Source organism: Brevibacillus sp. FSL K6-6036, from assembly GCF_037964015.1.
In the GTDB taxonomy this organism is placed as follows: domain Bacteria; phylum Bacillota; class Bacilli; order Brevibacillales; family Brevibacillaceae; genus Brevibacillus; species Brevibacillus borstelensis.
Genome location: NZ_CP150173.1, coordinates 2,840,357 through 2,857,514, shown reverse-complemented (window position 1 = coordinate 2,857,514; position 17,158 = coordinate 2,840,357). Strand labels below are relative to the sequence as shown.

The following is a 17,158-nucleotide window of genomic DNA, read 5'->3' as shown; positions in this document are numbered from 1 at the left end:
GGAGAGAAGAAAGATGCCGATTGATTTGCGCAGCGATACGGTTACCAAGCCGACAGATGCGATGCTCCGTGCCATGTATGAGGCAGAAGCAGGGGACGATGTGTATGGAGAAGACCCGACTGTAAACCGCCTGGAAAGAGTGGCGGCCGAGATATTGGGGAAAGAAGACGCGCTGTTTGTCACGAGCGGTACACAAGGGAATCAGGTGGCAGTCCTTACCCACTGTGTAAATGGCGACGAGGTTATTTTGGAGGCAGACTCCCACCTTTTTTACTATGAGGGAGGCGCAATGGCTGCTCTCGCGGGGGTGCAAACCAGGACGATCGCGGGAGATAGGGGGGCACTGCCTCCACAGGAGGTAGCCAAAGCAATTCGCGGGGTCAATATCCATTTTCCGAGGACCCGTTTGATTTGCATGGAAAATACACATAACCGCGCTGGAGGGGCGGTCGTCCGCCCTGAACAGATGAAAAGCGTATACGAAGTAGCAAATCGTAACAACGTACCTGTCCACCTGGATGGCGCCAGATTATTCAATGCTGCTGTCGCGTTGGGCTGCGAGGTGACCGAGCTTACCCGGTATACAGACAGTGTTCAGGTGTGCTTGTCGAAGGGATTGAGCGCACCGGTAGGGTCTGTGTTGGCAGGGAGCCGGGCGTTTATCCAGGAGGCGCGTTGGTGGAGGAAGAAGCTGGGCGGCGGCATGCGCCAAGTCGGTTACATGGCAGCACCAGGAATACTCGCCTTGACGGAAATGACGTCACGGCTTGCGGAAGACCATCAGCGAGCGCATGATTTGGCCGTAGGTTTGCAAAAGCTATCTCTGCATGTCGAACCGGTAGAAACGAACATAGTTTTGGTTCACACGGACAAAGCGGGTCTTTCTGCCGAACAATTTTTGGCCAAGCTGGCTGAAAAAGGGGTGCTTGCTGTCGACTTTGACGAAACGGTCGTTCGTTTTACAACACATCGTCACATCAGTGATCAGGATATTCAGAACACTTTGGCAGCAGTGGAAGCGATCTTGCATCCATCAAGGTCAACGGGATGACGCGTCCAAGCTTTTTTACCAAATGACTTTTCCGGGAGGAAGAACGGAGCAGCGGGCAGCAGGGTCACAAAGGGCTGCACCAGCATACCGAAAGAGAAACGTGCAGCAGACTTCCCTGGTGCACGTTCTCTTTGAAAAAGGGATCATTTTTTCTTGCCTTTCAAGGCAAACTCCTCTGTTTTTACCGTTACGTCGAGAGATACTGGTATTCGACTAAACACCTCGTCCCAATTTTCCTTTCGCTTCTTCCACTCCTTCGGATAATGGATGTGCAGTTGTTTTCCAAAGCCGGCTACATCTACGCGAAAGTCCTTTTGTGTTTTTTTCAAGGTATTGTTGACTATCTGTTCAATCCTTGTTTTTACTGCAGCATTTACTCTATCGAGGTAGTCTTTTTCAAAAGCGTTTTCGTTTAGAGCCCAGTCTTCTCCCAATCGCCCTTCCACTTTGATGTCTACTCTGAAAGACAATTGTCCATTTTTTACGATCGGAATGATCTTGCTGCGGATTTTTCCGATTTCATATGAAAAAGGATCTCTACTCCCTTTGATGACTGCTTCAATAATGCCGCCTTTATGGCCCTCTTCTGATTTTCCCGTACCCTGGACCAAATTGAGTCCGGCTGTTTCCTCTTCGCCGATCCACCCTAGCATTTTTCCGGTTTTTCCGCTTATGACGGCTGCGCCAGCCAGCTTCATTTCTTTTTGGTGCAGAACCACCCTTGGTACGCAAAAGCTGCTGTCGGCAGATAATTGTTCCGAGACTGTCCCAATGGATATAGGCTGGGCGATATGAATGGATTTAGAAAGGTTATCGATTAGGCTTAACAGCTCGAAGGAGGGCAAGTCTTCATTTTTGGTTTTTGCTTCAAGAATCTCTCTCCCGTTTCCCTCCGCTATGGTCAGATGAACGGTACGACGCATCTCGGTATCTCGCAAATTCATGTTTAGCAATTGGGCCAGATTAATTTTACGAGATACCTGATCACCCAAAATAATTATTTTCAAGTGCATGAAAAAGGGCGGACGACCTATGCGAGTAGCTGTTTCTCTCGCAACCTGGAAAGCCGTATCCCCTGAACTTGTAATGTTAATGTAAGGCTTTTGGTTGGAAGGGTTTCCCCTTGAGGTTCCCCCAATAATTTTGGGGTTTACGATCTGATAAGTAACGGAGATAGGCATTATCGTTTTATGCTTGTGAACGATTTGTTTTTCTTCCTCGGAGGTCCGCTTCTTCTGTATAGCCTGGTCAACGGACATCCCGATGGCGATCCCCAGGTCCTCGATCTCCCGACGATCCCAGCAACCGCTGGAAACGATGGCGCTGCACAGGAGGAGCGTAACTAAGATTGGCAGAGATCTGGCTTTCATCATGCTCATGGTCTCGACCCCTCATTAACCGGTTGATCGTGTTTCGGCCGGTTTCTGGCTATCGCGATCAGAAGCAAAAAAAGCGGGATGAGGGTCGAGACAAGGACAGAGAAAAAGCCAATGCTCTTGCCGAGTTCCAATGCCCCGTTGAGATCTTTTGGCAATAGCGCGATTCCGTATATCACGGGGAGAAGCAAACACATGACGAGCTTGATATTCCAGCCGATGAGAAGGTGAATTCCTAAAGAAGCTAAATACAAATTAATAAAAAACGTTGTAAACATATTTAGCAGCCAGATGGTGATAAAAAAGATTTCAAAGTGTTCAAAGAAAGCTCCTGGAAATTCGATCTGCTTTACGAATTCCATCGTGGGCCAAGTCAAGGTAATCACTTCGTTAAGCGTCAAGGAGCCGATTACCATGATGACGATGGTCATATAGATGAGTGTGACGAGTGCAAAGCCGAGCAGTATAGGGAGCGTTGATTTTTGGGCATTGCGCGTATAGGCCACAAGAAACAGGATCACGTCAAAACCTGAGAAGGCCTGGGCGGTAGGGAGGATGCCCGGGAGTAAGGCTGACGGTCCGTTTTCAAGGAACGGACGTATATTGTCAAACTCAAAGTTTTTCCAATTGAGAAAGAGAATCGTAAACACGATCAACAGGGTGATGGGGAGATAAAACTCATTGATCCGAATGATCGCATTCAAACCGCCTGACACCAAATAAAAGCCAACCAGTATAAAGGCCAGCATGGTTACCTCCAGAGGGGTTTCGTCCAATAGGAAGTGACGGACAACCTCCGCCTGCACCCGCGCTTCAAAGGCCCCAAATGTCGTAAAGTTGCAGATGTACAAAACACTGATCAGAGTCCCCAGTACTTTTCCTACGATGCGCACGTTGTAAATATAAAAAGTCTCACCCGGAAAGCAGTTGCTTAGATGCAGGCAAATCATTGCCGCGACCGCAGTAATGATTCCCCCAAGGATAACGTCGATCCAGACATCCGGCGTTCCCACCTCTTCAGCGATGACGCGGGGGAGGGTAAGGATGGCTACCCCGATGATGGTAGAAACAGTTGTAATCGTCAGCTGGAATGGTGAAAAAGGAGAAATCCGAAGGGAACTCACGAAAGCCCACTCTCCTTTACTTTGATTGATCGGAACGGTTTCGGTCGAGCGGCTTGAACATCGCTGGCCGGAATTTTAACAGCGTCTGCAAGGGCAAGCGAAGGAACAGGTCCTTCCACGTGTATACACGATTGGGGACATATGGAGCCGCATAATTGATGCCAAAGCTTTTGAGTCTTACCACATGAGAGGTGATCAAGACAAATACGAGAATGATCCCGTATAGACCGAAAATAGAGGCGGCCAGCATCATCCCGAAACGAAGCAGACGTATCGCGATGGCAGCAGGGTATTGTGGAAACGCAAAGGACGAAATGGCCGTCAACGCAACGACAATCACCATGATCGGGCTGACGATACCCGCTTCGACAGCGGATTGTCCGATGACAAGGCCCCCTACTATTCCCACTGCTTGACCGACAGGCTTTGGCAAGCGCAAACCAGCCTCCCGCAAGAGCTCAATGGTTATTTCCATAAACATCGCTTCTACAATGGTGGGAAACGGAACTCCCTCTCGCGTACCCGCAATAGAGATGGCCAATTTCGTCGGGATGAGTCCTTGATGGTAGGAGACGAGCGCTACGTATAACGCAGGCAAGAAAAGCGCAAAGAATAGCGCCAATGTCCTGAGCATGCGGATGAGTGAAGCGGGAATCCAGCGGTCGTAGTAATCCTCCGGCGATTGCATCAGCATGGGGAACGTTACGGGGACGATCAGTGAAAAAGGCGTACCATCGATCAGAATCGCAACCCGGCCTTCCAAAAGCGCGCCCTCCACGCGATCCGGCCGTTCCGTATTTTGAACCTGCGGAAAGGGAGAATAGGGGTTGTCCTGAATGTAGTTCTCAACATACCCGGATTCAATCGGATCGTCGATGTCGATTTTTTGCAGTCTCCGTCTTACCTCATTCACCAGATCCGGATTCGTTACCCCGCGCAGATAGCAGATGATGACCTCTTTTCGTGCCCGCCTGCCCAAAAATAAAGATTCAAAGGTCAGATGGGGATCCTTCAACCGCCGGCGGAGAATCGCTGTATTTTCATTCACCTCTTCTACAAAACCGATCCGCGGACCACGTACGAGGGCTTCGCTGGCAGGCTCCTCTTGCTGCCGGGACTTGTCCTTAGCCGTTCCAAATATGACGGCGCCGGGATACTCGTCGAAGAGAACGCAAGTATTTCCGGCCAATATCTCCGAGACACATTGATCAGATTTGTATACCACTGAAATATCCCCGAATGTGCTCGCATGCTGTGCAAAATGTTTCAGGTTTTGCGGATAGTCTGGGGGACTGGCCTCCACCTCTGTGAGAAAGCGCCGGGAGATCACCCCGAATACTTGACTGTACAAAAATTGCTGGTCAACCATCCCTTTTGCATAGATGGCGACAGCCTTGCGTTCTGTCTCGCCCAAGGACATTTCTCTATAAACGATATCGGAGCTGTTTCCGAGCAGCGTCAAGATATGCTCCAGATTGTCGCTGAGAGAGGGGACAAGCTCCGGGGAGTGGGACTTTGCATACGGCTTCATCTGGGTGAATCCTTTCCAGGTGAATTCTTAGCTCCGAATGACAAGCTCGGATTTGCGAGTTTGGGTAGAGTTTGCCCCAAAATGTGCCATCTCACTCAAGCGAAAGAAGCTCCGCGGCATAGTAGGGGCCTCGCGAATCGACACCAGTCAGCCGGGCAACAAGGCGCTCACCTGATGAGAGCAGGGGAGTAAATCGACCTTTGCAAAGGAATACTACGAGTATCCAACAAAAGGGAAAGAGGGATTCAAATGATTTCCGCGAAACAGCGTCAGCAGGTCCAAAATCAGATGCAGCGGGACGAAAGCAAAGTTGTCAACATTGTCCTGAGCGATGAACGGCAAGTAGCGGGAGAAATCGAAAAAGCCACCCACCAGGGATTGTTCCTGACGGATGGCAGTTACTACAGCTACGCCGATATTCGGGAGATCAACGGACTATAGACGGTTGCAGGCGGACAACTACAGATCGGAGGCCGGAAAAAAGTGTCGCAAGCCATCCGGCAATTCTTTTTGCCACAGGCCCCAGACATGGTTTCCCGGCTTCTCCCGGTAGGAAAGCGAAGCGCCCTTTTTTTCAAAAATGTCTTTTGTTTTGCGGTTCCATTCCACAAAGTCAAAGGTTCCCATGTGTGTTTCGACAGTTGTTTCATCCAGTCCAACCACCATCCAGACATTCAGCCAAGAAAGGTCGTCTGCAGCGGACAGTTGGTCCAAAGTAGGCTGGAAATACGCCCCCGACAGGGAGAGCAGATTCGGAAAGAGAGCGGGTTCGTCCAAAGCGATGTGCAAGGAGACGGTTCCGCCAAGCGAATCGCCCGCCAGCACGCGCGCTTCCGGATTTTTCCGTACCGGATAACGCTCTTCGATGTAGGGGATCAATTCTTCTATAAAGAAACGCTTGTACCCCTCGTGCCGCGATCCGATAGGGGAATATTCGCTTGTCCGTTTGCTTCTCTCCACGGAGACGCCGACAACGAGAAAGGGCGGCACTCCTTCGTCGAGGATCAGTTGATTGGCAATCGTGGCAATCCGACCCATGGTAAAAAAATCATTCCCATCCTGGCAGTAGACGACGGGATAGGAGAGCAGCTCGTTGTATCCGGGGGGGAGATATACCTTTACGGAGCGGGGCGAATCCAAATAGACGCTGGGAATTTCTTCTTTGACAATCGTTCTTTTTACATAGTCTGACATGGGATTTCATCTCAACTCCTAAACGAAATTCCAAACTAATCCTTGAAAAAAACTGATACAGATTTTATAGTAAATGATAACAGGAAGGAAATAAACCCTGTAATATCAATACTATAACACATTGAACAGTTATTTTATCTGAGGTATAACAGGGTTGTGCGAAAGTGGTTGTAAGCACTTTCAACACGGCGACTTTCTGCGCAATTAACCTTTCCCGCTTTATAATCCAGTGACGAGGTGAATGTGATGAGCGTGACTACTGCTGTTGAACAAACGGGTAACAACACTCCGCTGCAAATTCTTGCTCCGGACGGTACCGTTGTTCGTCCTGATCTCATGCCCAAGCTTTCTGATGATGAATTGCGCGATCTGATGCGCAAAATGGTCTTTACCCGTGTGTGGGACCAACGTGCAATCAGCTTGAACCGCCAAGGCCGTCTTGGTTTCTATGCGCCGGTTGCCGGCCAGGAAGCCGCAATGATCGGTTCCGAGGCTGCCCTTTCCAAAGAAGACTTCATCCTGCCAAGCTACCGCGATATTCCGCAAATGGTATGGCACGGTTTTCCAATGCACAAAGCTTTCCTCTACTCCCGTGGTCACATTGAGGGCGGACGCATTCCAGAAGACGTCAACGTTCTGATGCCGCAAATCATCATCGCTGCTCAATGTACACAGGCTGCAGGTATTGCGATGGGCTACAAGCTCCGCGGTGAAAAACGCGTAGCGATCAACTACTTTGGTGACGGCGCAACGTCCCAGGGTGATTTCTACGAAGGGATGAACTTTGCCGGCGTTTACAAGCTGCCAGTCATTTTCTTCTCGCAAAACAACGGATACGCTATCTCCGTGCCGTTTGAAAAGCAAACAGCTGCTGAAAACGTTGCTGTAAAAGCAAAAGCTGCCGGTATCGCCAGCGCGCGCGTAGACGGTATGGACATTCTTGCTGTGTACCATGCTGTGAGCGAAGCGAAGCAACGCGGTATTGACGGCGAGGGAGCGACTCTGATCGAGGCGCTTACTTATCGCTATGGTCCGCACACAATGGCTGGTGACGACCCGACTCGCTACCGTACTGGCGAAGAGCAAAGCGAATGGGAACAAAAAGACCCGCTGATCCGCTTCCGCAAGTTCCTGGAAAACAAAGGGCTGTGGAGCGAAAAAGACGAGGAAGCGGTTATCGAAGAAGCAAAACAAGCGGTTGCTGACGCGATCAAGAAAGCGGACGAAGCGCCGAAAATGAAAGTTAGCGACCTCATCGACGTTATGTTCGAAACACTGCCGCCTGAACTGGAAGAGCAAAAGGCGGAATATCTGGCAAAGGAGTCGAAATAACCCATGGCACAAATGACAATGGTTCAAGCCATTACGGACGCAATGCGCGTTGAATTGAAACGCGACGAAACCGTTCTCGTCTTCGGTGAAGACGTGGGTAAAAACGGCGGGGTATTCCGTGCAACAGAAGGTTTGCAAGCCGAGTTCGGCGAGCAGCGCGTATTTGACACGCCGCTTGCCGAGTCCGGAATTGGCGGCCTGGCTGTGGGACTCTCCGTCAACGGATTCCGTCCGGTTGCCGAAATCCAATTTTTCGGCTTCGTATTCGAGACATTTGACGCGATCGCCTCTCAGGCGGCACGTATGCGTTTCCGTTCCGGCGGACGCTACAACAGCCCGATCACCTTCCGCTCTCCTTTTGGCGGCGGGGTAAAAACGCCTGAGCTGCACGCTGACTCGCTGGAAGGCTTGATCATGCAAACGCCTGGGGTGAAAGTGGTCATCCCATCCAATCCGTACGATGCAAAAGGCTTGCTGATCTCTGCCATCCGCGACAACGATCCGGTTGTATTTTTGGAGCACATGAAACTGTACCGCTCTTTCCGTCAGGAAGTACCGGAAGGCGAGTACACCATTCCACTCGGCAAAGCAAACGTAGTGAAAGAGGGCAGCGATGTTACCATCATCACCTACGGCGCTATGGTTCATACCAGTCTGAAAGCGGCTGAAGAGCTGGAAAAAGCTCGCGGCGCGAAAGTGGAAGTGATCGACCTGCGCACAGTAAACCCGATCGACATCGACACGATTGTCGCGTCCGTGAAGAAAACCAACCGCGCCATCGTGGTGCAGGAAGCGCAAAAAACATCCGGCGTAGCTGCCGAAATCATCGCTCAAATCAACGAACGCGCCATTCTGCACCTGGAAGCGCCAGTGCTTCGCGTTACTGCACCGGATACGATCTTCCCGTTCGCACAAGCAGAAGACATCTGGCTGCCAGATGTGAAACGCGTCGTAGACGGTTTGACCCAAGTACTCGATTTTTAATCACATACCCGGCGGAAAGAGATTGCTTTCCGCCTTCTTTAGGCAACTCTTTTTCCATAATGGATAGTTATGCTTGTACAAACAACCTCATTGAGGAGGAGATAGCGTGAGTCGTTTTACTTTTAGACTCCCGGAGCTTGGCGAGGGCATCCATGAGGGCGAAATCGTCAAATGGCATGTCAAGCCGGGGGATACCGTTGAAGAAGACCAAGTTATCATGGAAGTGCAAAATGACAAGGCTGTAGTGGAAGTTCCATCTCCTGTAAAAGGAAAGGTACTGGAACTGAAAGTTACGGAAGGCACTGTCTGCGTAGTCGGCGATCCGCTGATCGAATTTGACGTGGAGGGCGAAATCCCGAATCTCCCTGACCACGGTCATGGAGACAGTCAAGCAGCAGCACCGGCTGTCGAAGAGAAAATGGAACCGGGCTGCGATATTGGCTCCCAGGTAAGCGCAAACGCAAACCAAGCAATGGATACTCCGCTCGCACAACCTGCAGCGACAGCAACCGCGGCACCAATCGATCGCAAACACGTACTGGCTACGCCGTCTGTTCGCAAATACGCTCGTGAAAAAGGCGTTGCGCTGGCAAATGTGCCAGGCACAGGCAAACTCGGACGCATTACGCGTGAAGATATCGACCGCTTCCTGACTGGCGGAGCAGCAGTTGCTCCTGCAGCAGCTGAAGCGGCAGCACCAGTGGCTTCTGATGCTCCGGAAGCAACTGGCGTACAGCAAGCAGCGGCAGCTCCGACTGTCCACTACGCGGCACAAGCTGGCGAAATCGAAGAACGGGTGCCTCTCAAAGGCATTCGCAGAGCGGTTGCCAAAGCAATGGTTAAATCTGCTTACACCGCTCCGCACGTCACCATCTTTGATGAAGTGGACGTGACAGAGCTGGTCGCTATGCGCAAAGACGCGAAGCCGCTGGCTGAACAGCGCGGCGTAAAGCTGACCTATTTGCCATTCATCGTCAAGGCTGTTGTCGCAGGACTGAAAAAGTTCCCGGAACTGAACGCTTCCATCGACGACGAAAAACAAGAAATTGTTTACAAAAAATACTATAACATCGGTATCGCTACCTCTACGGACCAAGGCTTGGTTGTGCCGGTAGTGAAGGCTGCCGAGCGCAAATCGATCTTTGAAATCGCTGGCGAAATCAGCGAGCTGGCTGCAAAGGCACGCGACCGCAAAGCGTCCGCTGACGAGCTGAAAGGCTCTACCTTCAGCATCACAAACATCGGTTCCGCAGGCGGCATGTTCTTTACTCCGATCATCAACTATCCGGAAGCTGCGATCCTCGGCGTAGGCCGCATCAGTGAAAAACCGGTTGTGAAAAACGGTGAAATCGTGGTTGGCCAAGTGCTGTCGCTCTCGCTCAGCATTGACCACAGACTCATCGACGGCGAACCTGCTCAGCGATTCGTCAACTACGTGAAGCAGCTCTTGGAAAACCCAACACTGCTCGTCATGGAGGGATAACAAGCGATGGTAGTAGGAGAATTTACAACAGAGGTAGACGTTCTCGTCATCGGTGCCGGTCCCGGCGGTTATGTGGCAGCCATTCGCGCTGCCCAGCTGGGCAAAACCGTGGCTGTCGTAGAGAAAGCCGAGCTCGGTGGCGTATGTCTGAACGTCGGCTGCATCCCGTCCAAGGCCATGATCCATGCAGCTCATACGTATGAGCATGCTCAACATACAGATGCCATGGGCATTACCATGGAAAACGTAAAGGTAGACTTTGCCAAAGTTCAGGAGTGGAAAAAAGGCATCGTCAACCAGTTGACTGGTGGCGTCGGCAAACTGTTTAAAGGCAACAAAATCCAGGTAATCCCCGGCGAAGCTCTGTTTGTGAGCGAGAACGAAGTCCGGGTATTCCATGGCTACGATGTAAACCGCTACCGTTTCAACCACTGCATCATCGCGACCGGCTCCCGTCCGATCGAGTTGCCGGCTTTCCCGTACGGCAAGCGTGTGCTGTCTTCGACGGAAGCACTTGCACTGACGGAAATTCCAAAGAGCATGGTCGTAATCGGCGGTGGCTACATCGGCGTGGAGCTGGGTACCGTGTTTGCCAAATTCGGCACGAAGGTAACCATCCTGGAAGGTTCTGATCAAATCCTTCCGGGCTTCGAAGCGGAAATGACCCGCCTCGTTGACCGCAAGCTGAAAAAGCTGGGCGTGGAGATTCATACAAAAGCGCTGGCACAAGGAATGGAAGAGAAGGAAGACGGCGTTGTCGTTACGGCTGAGGTAAAAGGCGAACAAAAGCAAGTCGAAGCTGAATATATCCTCGTGACAGTTGGCCGTCGTCCGAACACCGACGAGCTCGGCGTACGCGATATCGGCATGAAACTGACTGACCGCGGTTATATTGTCGTAGACAAGCAAGGTCAAACCAGCATCCCGAATGTCTACGCGATCGGGGACATCGTTGAAGGACCAGCCCTGGCCCACAAGGCTTCTTATGAAGGAAAAGTGGCTGCCGAAGCAATTGCTGGACACCCGGCAGAGGTCGACTACAAAGCAATCCCGGCTGTCGTATTCAGCGACCCTGAGATCGCAAGCGTAGGGATCAGCGAGCGTGAAGCGAAGGAAAAAGGCATCGAGTACGTATCTGGACGCTTCCCGTTTGCTGCCAATGGCCGCGCGCTTTCGGTCAATGCGGGTGAAGGCTTCGTCAAGCTGATCGCCGACAAGGAGACCAACCTGGTACTCGGGGCGCAAATCGTCGGACCAGAGGCTTCCAACATCATTGCGGAGATCGGTCTTGCGATTGAAATGGGTGCGACGCTCGAAGATATCGAGCTGACCATTCACGCGCATCCAACTTTGGGTGAAGTGACGATGGAAGCAGCGGAGCTGGCTTTGGGTCGCCCCATTCATGTGATGAAGTAAATTCGTTTATGGAAACCCTGCATCCTGAAATGATGCGGGGTTTTTTTCAGCATTTCCCCTTTCCACCGTTTATCAAATAATGTAAAATAGTGGGAGAACGAGTCGGGTGGGGGTAGACACCATGGAGATTACGCAAAAGATGATTGATGATGTTCGCCGGCAGTTGGAACAAGCAGCCAAGAACGCTGGCTACAATTTTCTCGACCCGGAAATCGTAAAAATTAGTCAAAAACTGGATAAATTAATCGTTGCGCACATGATCCAAGACGGAAAACGCCCTTAACGGGGCGTTTTCCATTTCTTCATCGGATAGATGAGGTATGTGGATAATCCTTCTTTTACGAGGCGAACCTGATCGTAAAAATAGCTTGGACACAAAATCAGCTGATCTGCCTGGACGTTTTCTGTCGTTCCATCGTCACAGATCAGTTTTTGCTCTTCTTCACGATATGTAAAAAGCGGAGCAACTTTTTGCAAAAAGGCCATACAGCCTTCTGGCGTGCGTATTGCCTCGTAAATGTTCTCGGCTTCATTCACAAACAACGGAGCGATTTTTTCCCATTTTTCCTCAAAAAACAGCAGCCAATACGTTGAAAGAAATAGGGAGAACCGACCTTTGACGAATTCGGCATCCTGTCTTGCATCCTGATAGATGGCAGGAGGAGCATTACCGATTTCTCTGCCATCCTCGGGTGTTAAAAAACTTTTTGTAAAAGATGTTGTTGGCATCTGAACAAAGTAGCCGTAGAGGTCTTCTACGAACATGACCTCTTTCGTCTGGACAGGATCCAAAACATCCGGAATTGTCTCGCGAAAGATGGGAGCAAAGTACTCCCATTCTTTCAAGATCCCTTCTGAATCAAAGCCAGACAGAAGTTCCTCTGCCCAGTCGGAATGCTCCTTTGTCTGCGTTGTGTGGGCCAAGCTGTGAAGGCTGGCGGCTGCCTCAAATAGGGGAGAAACGCTGTAAGTAACGGTAGGATGAAGAGGGCTGCCGCCCGAAAGAGGGACTGAAATCATTATTGTAGACCTCCAACAAGGATACTGTTATCATCATAGTTCATCCTTGTGGGACAATTCAATCTTTGCACTGTAAAAAACAGGAAGGGGCTAGCCCTATCCTTCCCGTGTCTTGATTTGACGCGAATGGTTTTCTTGTTTTACTTTTTTGGAGCCTGGCATCGGCCTGCCCGTTTGTTCCATCGGCTCGTAGGTGTTATTGTAGGTTTGGTGCGGATTTTCATCCAGCATATGCTCTTTTTCCATCGTATCCACTCCTTCCTTTTTTAGAATGCCGCAATCAAATAGTGACGAACCATAGGAAATACTGGTATTCTAAAGGGAAGTCTGTGTACAAGCATGTTGGCAGTGAAAAGGCAATCTCGGAAATACTTGCATATTTGCGAAAAGCACCGTGTTGTCATCGAATATGTTATGGTATGATTAGATATTTCACTCGATTTTTGGGCTTTCACGCAGGAAAGGAGATGACTGTATGCCGACATTGATTGCCCCAATTTTTAATACCACTACAACGAAACCGCTGCACATCGAGCTTCCCAAATCATTTCATCTTGTTTCTGGTGCCGAAAAGCCGTATAATGTCGCTTCGCGGTATCTTCGCAACGTGATGGACGAAAGCCGCTATTTGTTCGATCGAAAAGTCGACTTGACGAGTATCTTTTTGCTGGCGGAATATCCTGCGGAAACGCACGAATTAAAGTATTCGGATGAACGGACTTGGATTGAGGAGATTGAAAACAAGCTGAATCTGGCATCCACCGGGGGAATCTGCTCGATCCCATACATCATTACAGCAAAATTTCCTGTGTACGGCATTACGTACCTCAAGCGATCGCTTGATGGAGATAAATACTTGTTTGACGAAGAAGCACAGAAAATTTTCCTCGCGCTTATGGAGGAGGGAATCACGCTGCCGTCATTGGCGCTCAGACGTTATTCCCTGTCATTAGAAAAGAAGAGCCTGGAAGACCAATTGCTCGATCTCTGGATCTCGCTGGAATCCCTCTTTGCCCCTGACGGGAAAAAAGGGGAGATTACCTACAAGCTTCGTTTCCGCATGGCGTATTATTACGGAGACACGCCCGAGAAGCGGGAAAAGATCGCACAATTTGTCAAGAGCTCCTACAACCATCGCTCCGAGATCGTCCACAGCGGAAAAGAGCATGGGGATTCGCTGGGTGACGAAGTCAAGCTGCTCAGGCAAATGGCCCGTGCCGTTATTTTGAACACGGCGATGGAAAAGATTTCGTTAAACGAACTTCGCCGCCGTCTCGATGAGCAAGTTTTAACAGGGTCCAGCTACGAATTGCGTTATCAGCCGAAATTCTTTGAGAACGTCTCCTTTTGACGTAAGAATATTGCAGGAGGATCTTTATGAGTGTTTTGATCGTTGAAAATTTATCACATGGCTTTGCGGATCGCGTACTGTTCCGCGATGTCAATTTTCGGCTGCAGCCCAATGATCGGGTCGGATTGGTCGGTGCCAACGGTACGGGCAAGTCCACGATGATGGGGATTTTGACCAAGCAGTTGATTCCTGATCAAGGGAAAATCGAATGGATGCCGAAGGTTCAATACGGGTACTTGGACCAGCATACAAAATTGCAGGCGGGCAAAACGATCCGCGATGTTTTGAAGGATGCTTTCTTGCCTTTGCTGCAAGAAGAAGCCGAAATGCTGGCGATTGGCGAGAAAATGGCAGAAGCGACTCCTGAAGAGCTGGAAGAGCTGTTGGAGCGCATGGGAGAAATCCAGGACCGTCTGGAGAACAGCGGCTTTTATCTGATCGATGCCAAGGTGGAGGAGATCGCGAATGCGCTCGGTCTGACTGCCATCGGTCTGGACCGCGATGTGTCCGCACTGTCTGGGGGGCAGCGGACAAAGGTGCTTTTGGCCAAGCTTCTGCTTGAAAAGCCAAGCGTGCTTTTGCTCGACGAGCCGACCAACTACCTGGATGAAGAGCATATCACCTGGCTGAAAGGGTACCTCAAAGAGTATCCGTACGCATTTATCCTGATTTCCCATGACACTTCGTTCATGAATGAAGTCGTCAATGTGATTTACCACCTGGAGTTCACCAAATTGAACCGGTATACCGGGAATTACGAGTCTTTTTTGGCTCAGTCCGAAATGAAGCGCTCCCAGCACTTTGACGCCTACGAAAAGCAAAGAGAAGAAATTTCCAAAATGGAAGATTTCATCGCCCGCAACAAAGCTCGTGCCTCTACATCCGGACGGGCGAAAAGCCGCCAAAAGCAGCTGGAAAAAATTGAGCGGATCGACAAACCGGAAACCGCGGCAAAACCGACCTTCATTTTCAAGGAAGCCCGTGCAAGCAGCCGCTTTGTCTTTACGGCAGAGGATTTGGCGATCGGCTATACCCATCCCCTCCTGCCCAAGCTTACGGTCAGCCTCGAACGCGGGGAAAAGGTAGCAGTCGTCGGTATGAACGGTGTGGGAAAATCGACGTTGTTAAAAACAATGCTGGGGATGATCCCGCCATTGGGCGGTAAGCTGGATCGCGGGGACTTTTTGTTCCCGGCTTACTTCGAGCAGGAGGTAAAGCCGAAGCCAGTCACTGCTCTGGATGATGTCTGGAATGAGTTTCCACACATGAACAACCACGAAGTACGGGGGGCACTTGCTCGCTGCGGTCTGAAAAACGAGCACATCAATCGTTCGCTGACAGCTTTATCTGGCGGTGAACAGGCGAAGGTGCGGCTGTGCAAGCTGCTGCAGAGAGAGGCCAACTGGCTGGTTTTCGACGAGCCGACGAACCATCTGGACGTTGTGGCCAAGGAAGAGTTGAAGCGAGCTTTAAAAGAGTTCAAAGGGACTGTATTGCTCGTCTGCCACGAGCCCGAATTTTACGAGGACTGGGTGACACAGGTCTGGAACGTGGAAGAGTGGAGTCTCGATCAGGCCAAAAAACCGATCAAATTGTAATAACAAACAGGCAGCCATTTTGACGGGCTGCCTGTTTTCTGTTTGCGGATATTTTTGAATCCGGTCATTACAGCCGGGCATTTCGCAGACGGATCATGGAAAACTGCATCGTGGAATCGAGCAGGGAATCGTGCAAGGGCTTCAAAGAAGGAGTGAGACGAAGCTCCACGTTTGCTTGAGTCAGGCAGTCCAGCAGATCGCCCATTGGCTCCACGGATAGAGGCGTAACTGTCTCGTGGCAAACATAATAGCCGGCCCCATGATCCCAGCAAACGAAGGGGTTGGGAGGGAACGTATACTTGTACAGCTTTGCTTCTTTGATACCATGCTGACTCTGCAGCGATGATCATGGAAGCATCCGGGTATCCCATAAACCGGGCGGCATCCTCAGGCGTGGTCTTTGCCGAACGGCCAAACCCGATCCGGGGACAGTCCCGCGGGAAAAAGTACAGCGGGGATTTCTCCTGGTCGATCGCCCAGACTACCGGTGCCAGAGACGGATGGGATGGATGCGGTCGCGGATGAAAGCAGATGATCGACGGGTCTTCGCTAAAGTGATAGTACAAGCTAAACCTCTTATATAACTGCCCAGGCATTAGGCAGATAGCGGCCGCGGTAATACGGGCAGGACGTTTTCGTGATCGCTTCGTTATTATGCAGCATCATCGAGCTCGAGCCTCCGTCCATCGCCATCGCGGTAACCACTCCGCGCTCAGCTAGCAATTCGGCGATATCGTTCATGCTGGCGCCGATTGAATGTCCAGGCTGGCGTCCGTCAATGACGACAAACACGATCGTTCCGTCTTCCTTCTGACCAATGGCTGTCCTCGGCTGAATCCCCCAGCTTTTTGCCGGCTTGTCCGCGAACAGATTTTTTCCATTGACGATGAGCTGCGGACGGAAGCTCATGGCGTCTTTCACGCCCATGTCCACCAGCTGTTGGGCTGTGTAGTTCCCTGTGATCAGCTTCCCGTCAAAAGTGATCCCAAGCGCTGTTTCCCCGCCTTTTGCGTTGTAGTTCTGCAAAATCTTTCCATCCTTGATCAAAAGTCCAAACGCTTTGACGCCATTTCCGTAACCATCGGGATCGGAGAAGCCGCTCGCATTTACAATTCCCAGAGCGTTGTGCTTTTTGACAAATTCATCGAGCAGCTCGCCGCGATCCTTCCGATTGGAGACGAGCAGTTGAACGCGTTTCGGATCGCTGATATACATGATCTTTCCTTTAAAGTAATAATTGCTGCGCTTTTCGTCGATTTCCTCGATTTCAATCAATTCCTTTTTTACTTCCGGAATCGCTACAGCAGCTGGTCCATCCACCGGCTCATCCTTTGGCGTGTTCGTGGTTTCGTCTGCCGAGTTAATGACGACGGGATTGCGGATTTGCTGTTTGAGAGCCTCCAGCTTCTCCTCCGGCAAAAATGTATAAGGCGCCCAGTAATCGTGCTGAGTCGTCAGCAGCGTGCCTGCGGCCCATTCCCGAAGCTCCTCTCCCGTGTCGGTAGTGAACAGAAATGTAGCTCCGAGAAGCATAAAGGTAGCGGCGGTCATCGTGCCCATAAATAGAAGGCGTTTCAATAGCCGCCAGGGGCGGTTTCGTCGTTGGCGTCTTTTTCTCGTACGAGTGCGTGATAAAGTTTGCATGGTGACCCTTCCTATAAAATGTAATAAGTTCTCTGTAATAGATTGACGAACGGA

At 50.7% G+C, this 17,158-nt stretch carries 16 protein-coding genes and 1 pseudogene; 9 read left to right on the top strand and 8 right to left on the bottom strand.

The window, feature by feature from the left end:
* Positions 1-13 precede the first annotated feature (13 nt).
* Positions 14-1,051: a low-specificity L-threonine aldolase gene (gene ltaE, locus NST37_RS14355; RefSeq protein ID WP_031932880.1), complete on the top strand. Its 1,038-nt coding sequence runs from the start codon at positions 14-16 to the stop codon at positions 1,049-1,051.
* Positions 1,052-1,194: 143 nt separating this feature from the next.
* Here ltaE and NST37_RS14350 read toward each other — a convergent pair whose 3' ends face one another.
* Genes NST37_RS14350 through NST37_RS14340 form a run of 3 tightly spaced genes read right to left on the bottom strand, consistent with a single transcriptional unit; the run spans position 1,195 to position 5,082 of the window.
* Positions 1,195-2,421, bottom strand: a complete 1,227-nt coding sequence (locus NST37_RS14350; RefSeq protein ID WP_232425921.1) for a Ger(x)C family spore germination protein — start codon at positions 2,419-2,421, stop codon at positions 1,195-1,197.
* 5 nt (positions 2,422-2,426) lie between these two features.
* Positions 2,427-3,551 (bottom strand): GerAB/ArcD/ProY family transporter, encoded by a 1,125-nt coding sequence (locus NST37_RS14345; RefSeq protein WP_052259697.1) that lies wholly within the window; start codon positions 3,549-3,551, stop codon positions 2,427-2,429.
* Positions 3,552-3,567: 16 nt separating this feature from the next.
* Positions 3,568-5,082, bottom strand: coding sequence for a spore germination protein (locus tag NST37_RS14340; RefSeq protein ID WP_003385726.1), 1,515 nt, complete (start codon positions 5,080-5,082; stop codon positions 3,568-3,570).
* Between the two features lie 249 nt (positions 5,083-5,331).
* Here NST37_RS14340 and NST37_RS14335 point away from each other — a divergent pair, with 249 nt between their 5' ends.
* A complete protein-coding gene (locus NST37_RS14335) occupies positions 5,332-5,523 on the top strand; it encodes a hypothetical protein (protein ID WP_003385725.1) in 192 nt (63 codons plus the stop codon).
* A gap of 18 nt (positions 5,524-5,541) precedes the next feature.
* Here the strand turns inward: NST37_RS14335 and NST37_RS14330 are convergent, their stop codons facing one another.
* Complete coding sequence (locus NST37_RS14330; RefSeq protein WP_003385724.1) at positions 5,542-6,276, bottom strand: alpha/beta hydrolase-fold protein; 735 nt, start codon at positions 6,274-6,276, stop codon at positions 5,542-5,544.
* 246 nt (positions 6,277-6,522) lie between these two features.
* Between NST37_RS14330 and pdhA the strand changes: the two genes are divergently transcribed.
* From pdhA to NST37_RS14305, 5 genes are all read left to right on the top strand, one after another.
* Positions 6,523-7,608, top strand: coding sequence for a pyruvate dehydrogenase (acetyl-transferring) E1 component subunit alpha (gene pdhA / locus NST37_RS14325; RefSeq protein WP_003385723.1), 1,086 nt, complete (start codon positions 6,523-6,525; stop codon positions 7,606-7,608).
* Between the two features lie 3 nt (positions 7,609-7,611).
* Complete coding sequence (locus NST37_RS14320) at positions 7,612-8,592, top strand: alpha-ketoacid dehydrogenase subunit beta (protein ID WP_003385721.1); 981 nt, start codon at positions 7,612-7,614, stop codon at positions 8,590-8,592.
* 106 nt (positions 8,593-8,698) lie between these two features.
* On the top strand, positions 8,699-10,075 hold the full coding sequence (locus NST37_RS14315) for a dihydrolipoamide acetyltransferase family protein (RefSeq protein ID WP_003385720.1): 1,377 nt from the start codon (positions 8,699-8,701) through the stop codon (positions 10,073-10,075).
* 6 nt (positions 10,076-10,081) lie between these two features.
* On the top strand, positions 10,082-11,491 hold the full coding sequence (lpdA, locus tag NST37_RS14310) for a dihydrolipoyl dehydrogenase (RefSeq protein WP_003385718.1): 1,410 nt from the start codon (positions 10,082-10,084) through the stop codon (positions 11,489-11,491).
* A 106-nt stretch (positions 11,492-11,597) separates the two neighbouring features.
* On the top strand, positions 11,598-11,774 hold the full coding sequence (locus NST37_RS14305; RefSeq protein WP_003385717.1) for an aspartyl-phosphate phosphatase Spo0E family protein: 177 nt from the start codon (positions 11,598-11,600) through the stop codon (positions 11,772-11,774).
* Here the strand turns inward: NST37_RS14305 and NST37_RS14300 are convergent.
* Together NST37_RS14300 and NST37_RS14295 are read right to left on the bottom strand one after the other, a co-directional pair.
* On the bottom strand, positions 11,771-12,511 hold the full coding sequence (locus NST37_RS14300; protein WP_031932877.1) for a hypothetical protein: 741 nt from the start codon (positions 12,509-12,511) through the stop codon (positions 11,771-11,773). The two genes, NST37_RS14305 and NST37_RS14300, sit on opposite strands and share 4 nt — an antisense overlap.
* 96 nt (positions 12,512-12,607) lie before the next feature.
* On the bottom strand, positions 12,608-12,757 hold the full coding sequence (locus tag NST37_RS14295) for a small acid-soluble spore protein P (RefSeq protein ID WP_003385715.1): 150 nt from the start codon (positions 12,755-12,757) through the stop codon (positions 12,608-12,610).
* A gap of 229 nt (positions 12,758-12,986) precedes the next feature.
* Between NST37_RS14295 and NST37_RS14290 the strand changes: the two genes are divergently transcribed.
* Both NST37_RS14290 and NST37_RS14285 read left to right on the top strand, forming a co-directional pair.
* On the top strand, positions 12,987-13,862 hold the full coding sequence (locus NST37_RS14290) for a hypothetical protein (RefSeq protein WP_339185528.1): 876 nt from the start codon (positions 12,987-12,989) through the stop codon (positions 13,860-13,862).
* A gap of 26 nt (positions 13,863-13,888) precedes the next feature.
* The gene (locus tag NST37_RS14285) at positions 13,889-15,460 is read left to right on the top strand and encodes an ABC-F family ATP-binding cassette domain-containing protein (protein WP_003385713.1); all 1,572 of its coding nucleotides are present in this window, start codon (positions 13,889-13,891) and stop codon (positions 15,458-15,460) included.
* A gap of 67 nt (positions 15,461-15,527) precedes the next feature.
* On the opposite strand, the pseudogene NST37_RS14280 reads toward NST37_RS14285, so the two are convergent.
* Together NST37_RS14280 and NST37_RS14275 are read right to left on the bottom strand one after the other, a co-directional pair.
* Positions 15,528-16,056, bottom strand: a pseudogene (locus tag NST37_RS14280) (DUF6886 family protein).
* Positions 16,037-17,104, bottom strand: coding sequence for a phosphodiester glycosidase family protein (locus tag NST37_RS14275; RefSeq protein ID WP_031932876.1), 1,068 nt, complete (start codon positions 17,102-17,104; stop codon positions 16,037-16,039). The pseudogene NST37_RS14280 and the gene NST37_RS14275 overlap by 20 nt, the downstream one beginning before the upstream one ends.
* Between the last annotated feature and the right edge of the window lie 54 nt (positions 17,105-17,158).